Genomic DNA, 3,556 nt, shown 5'->3' with positions numbered 1-3,556 from the left:
TAGGACTCCGTCCCGCTGACGCGATAGGACTCCGTCCCGCTGACGCGATCAGACATGGCCATCCCGACACCAGAACTCAACTCCAAACCTCAGAAACCCAGAAGGGCGCGCAGGGATCCCCGCAATTTGCAGAGAGCTTGGCGAGAGCGGGTCTTAACCGTCCCCAACGGGATCCCCAATTGGCGAGCAACGTCCACCTGGCTCAACCCTTGGTAATAGAGCAACTCCAGGATCTGCCGCTGGCTTTCGGGCAGTTGGCCGAGGGCCGCTTGCACTGCTTGCCGCCGCTCCTCGATGGAAACCTGCTCAAAAGGGAACCGAGTCTTGCTAAAGGACTCCGTCCCGCTGACGCGAAAAGACTCCGTCCCGCTGACGCGATCGGCGCTGAGAATGGTCTGCCAGCGTTTCAAAAGAAGTTGGTGGCTGCCCTGAGAACGCAGACGGTCAATGGCCCGCGAGCGGGTCAGGATGCACAAAAAACTGCTCAGGGATCCCCGCCGCTCGCGCGACTCGGACGGAGTCCTTGGATCACAGACAACCTTGCGCCACAGCTCGACAAACACCTCCTGAGTCAGGTCTTCTGCCTCGGCCACGTGGCCCAGGATCTTGAAGGCCAGCCCATAGACCAAGCCGGCATAGCGATCGTAGAGCGCAGCCAGAGCAGCAGGTTGCCCCGCCTTGAGCGCTTCCATCAGCTCCCAATCGGCGCGGGATGACCAATCTCTCACCCGCTCACGCCAGCGGGACGGAGTCCCTGGTTGCTCACCCATGCTACACCCAGTTTCGCCCCACACAACTAGAGGATAAACCTGCCCGATCGCGCCAGCGGGACGGAGTCCTTAAGTCTACCCCCTCAGCCACGACGGGCCGCCCATTCCAGGCTGAGCAAGGCTGTGTTCACCAGCAAGGCCAGGGATCCCACCGCCAGGGATCCGGCCCAGATCTTGTCGTAGCGACCGGCCTGGGCAATGCCATCGAACAGCAGGGTTCCCAGTCCCCCTGCCCCAAACTTGGCGCCCACGGTGGCAATGGCAATGGCCACAATTGCCGCCAGCCGCAGCCCTGCCAAAACAATGGGCAGCATGAGCGGCACCTGCACCTGCCACCACCGTTGCCAGAGGTTCATCCCCATGCCCTTGGCAGCTTCCAGGATGGCAGGCTCGACCGAGCGCAGGCCCACGCAAAAATGGCGCACCAAGATCACCTGCGTGTAGATCACCATCGCCACCACCACCGAGCGGGCATTGAGGCCAAGCCAGGGCACCAACAAAATGATCAAAGCCAGGCTGGGCACTGTGTACAGGATGCTGAGGATCCCCATGACCGGCAGGGCCAACCAGCGCACGTGGTGAACCAGCAGAGCCAGCGGCACCGCCAGCACCACCGCCATGCCCAAGGTCATCCCCACCATCGCCAGATGCTCTTGGGTGAGCTGCCACATCAGGCCGGGGTGGTTGAGGAGATAGCTCACGCGGATCCCCCCTCCAGCATGGCCAAGCTGCGAATGTGATCCAAGGTCAAAACGCCGATGGCCCGCCCGTCCTCCCACACCGTCAGGGCTGCCGCCCCTGTGCGCAACAGCAGGGACAAGGCTTGCCGCAAAGTGGCCTGGGGCCTCACCATCGCTCCCTCTTGGATTTTGTGGTTGTGCGGGATCCCGGCCATCGCCGTTTCCACCCGCAGCACACTCAACTGCCGTACCATGTCATCTGCCCCCAGCAGTTCCCTGACAAAGGGAGTAGCCGGCTGGGTGAGCAGCCGAAAGGGAGTGTCGAACTGCACCACCCGCCCCTTCTGCATCACCAAAATGCGATCCGCCAGGCGCAGCGCCTCTTCCACATCGTGGGAGACGAACAGGATGGTTTTTTTCAATTGCCGTTGCAGGCGCAGGATCTCCTCTTGCAGCTTGCTGCGGGTAATGGCGTCGATGGCCCCAAAGGGCTCGTCCATCAGCAGCAGCCCTGGATCCCCGGCCAGCGCCCGCGCCAGCCCCACCCGCTGCTGTTGTCCACCCGACAGTTGGGCAGGGTAGCGGTGGCGGTACTCGTGGGGGGGCAAATTAACCAAGCTGAGCAGCTCGTCCACCCGCTCGCGGATGCGCTCCTTCGGCCACCCCAAAAGTCGCGGCACTACCGCCACATTCTGGGCCACCGTCATGTGGGGAAACAGCCCCGATTGCTGGATAACATAGCCGATCCGCTGCCGCAGAGCCGTGATGGGAAACTGGCGGATATCCCGCCCGTCCAAGCGAATCTGCCCCTGGGTGGGATCCAGTAGGCGATTCACCATTTTCAGAAGGGTGGTTTTGCCGCAGCCAGAAGGCCCCAGGATGACCACCAACTGGCCCGATTCTATGGAAAAACTGCACTCCTCCACAGCCGGCTGGGAACTGTGGGGAAAGCGCAGCGACACCCGCTCGAACTCAACGGTGCTCACCTCAGGGCCTCGTGCAAGGGCAAGATTATTTCTTCAGGATGCCGGCTTCCACCAAGAAAGTTCTGGCCACCTCCGCCGGCTCTTTGCGGTTGCCGCTCACCTCGTAGTTCAACCGCTGCATCACCTCATCCGTCAGCAGAGGGGAGAGGGCATTCAAAGCAGCGGCAATGCCGGGGTTGGCCTCCAGGGTATCCTTGCGCACCACCGGCGCCACCTGGTAGGGGGGGAAAAGCTGCTTGTCATCCTCCAGCAGCACCAGGTCAAAGGCGGCAATTTCTCCATCGGTGCCGAAGGCCACTGCCACATCCGCTTCCCCATTGACCAAGCCCTGGTAGCGGAGGCCGGGATCCACTGCTTTGTAGGCCTTGAGCCGGAAATTACCGTAGACGGCTTGGATCCCGGGTAGGCCATCCTCGCGGGCTTGAAACTCCGGCGGCCCGATCATCACCAGCTCGCCCGCTTTGGCCACCATGTCCGAGATGGTGGCGATGCCCAGCTCAGCCGCTCTAGTTCGGGTCATGGCCAGGGCCTGGGTGTTGTTCAGGGGGGCGGGATCCAGCCAAATCAGTTGGAACTGGCTCTCGTACTCGCGGGCCACCGTCGCGTACACCTCTGCCGGGTCGCCGCTGCTGGGCAACTTGAGCACTGTCAGCAGGCCAGTGCCGGTGTACTCGGGGTAGAGATCGATCTCGCCGCTCAACAAGCCCGCATGGGCTACCGGTGTTCCGCCCAGGTTGAGCTTGCGCTCCACCGTGAACCCTGCCGCCTCCAGGGCTAAGGCGTACATTTCCCCCAAAATAAACTGCTCGGTAAAGTCCTTGGAGCCGACGGTAATGGGCTTGGCGAGGCCCCCTAAGGACTCCGTCCCGCTGGCGCGATGGGGAGTGAGAACAAGAGCTGCCAGCCCCGACAGGGCCAGCAAAGCCAAGCGACGAGTGGTTTTCAGCATAGGCAAGGGGAGAAGGGATCCCAGGCTAATGACAAGAGGCCCTGCCGAGAGCGTTCCGGCCTGGGCCAGGAAGTTTCGACTGTTAAGTCACCATTAAACCATTATTTTCCCTGAGCCGTAACTGCAAGAACCAACCGTAGAGATCGCCAGTACGGTCACTGCAAGTTGGTT

General features: G+C 62.0%; 4 protein-coding genes. All 4 read right to left on the bottom strand.

Annotated features, from left to right (window positions below):
* Positions 1–89 precede the first annotated feature (89 nt).
* Positions 90–770, bottom strand: a complete 681-nt coding sequence (locus NW829_RS11890) for a sigma-70 family RNA polymerase sigma factor (protein ID WP_414417164.1) — start codon at positions 768–770, stop codon at positions 90–92.
* Between the two features lie 83 nt (positions 771–853).
* Positions 854–1,471: an ABC transporter permease gene (locus tag NW829_RS11885; protein ID WP_414344038.1), complete on the bottom strand. Its 618-nt coding sequence runs from the start codon at positions 1,469–1,471 to the stop codon at positions 854–856.
* On the bottom strand, positions 1,468–2,436 hold the full coding sequence (locus NW829_RS11880; RefSeq protein WP_414344040.1) for an ABC transporter ATP-binding protein: 969 nt from the start codon (positions 2,434–2,436) through the stop codon (positions 1,468–1,470). Before NW829_RS11880 ends, NW829_RS11885 begins: the two co-directional genes overlap by 4 nt.
* 25 nt (positions 2,437–2,461) lie before the next feature.
* Positions 2,462–3,385 (bottom strand): glycine betaine ABC transporter substrate-binding protein, encoded by a 924-nt coding sequence (locus NW829_RS11875; RefSeq protein ID WP_414417165.1) that lies wholly within the window; start codon positions 3,383–3,385, stop codon positions 2,462–2,464.
* Between the last annotated feature and the right edge of the window lie 171 nt (positions 3,386–3,556).

The sequence above is a fragment of the Synechococcus sp. R55.8 genome (genome assembly GCF_047461895.1).
GTDB lineage: Bacteria > Cyanobacteriota > Cyanobacteriia > Thermostichales > Thermostichaceae > Thermostichus.
The sequence above is the reverse complement of the archived record's forward strand: the minus strand, read 5'-3'. Positions and strand labels throughout refer to the sequence as shown.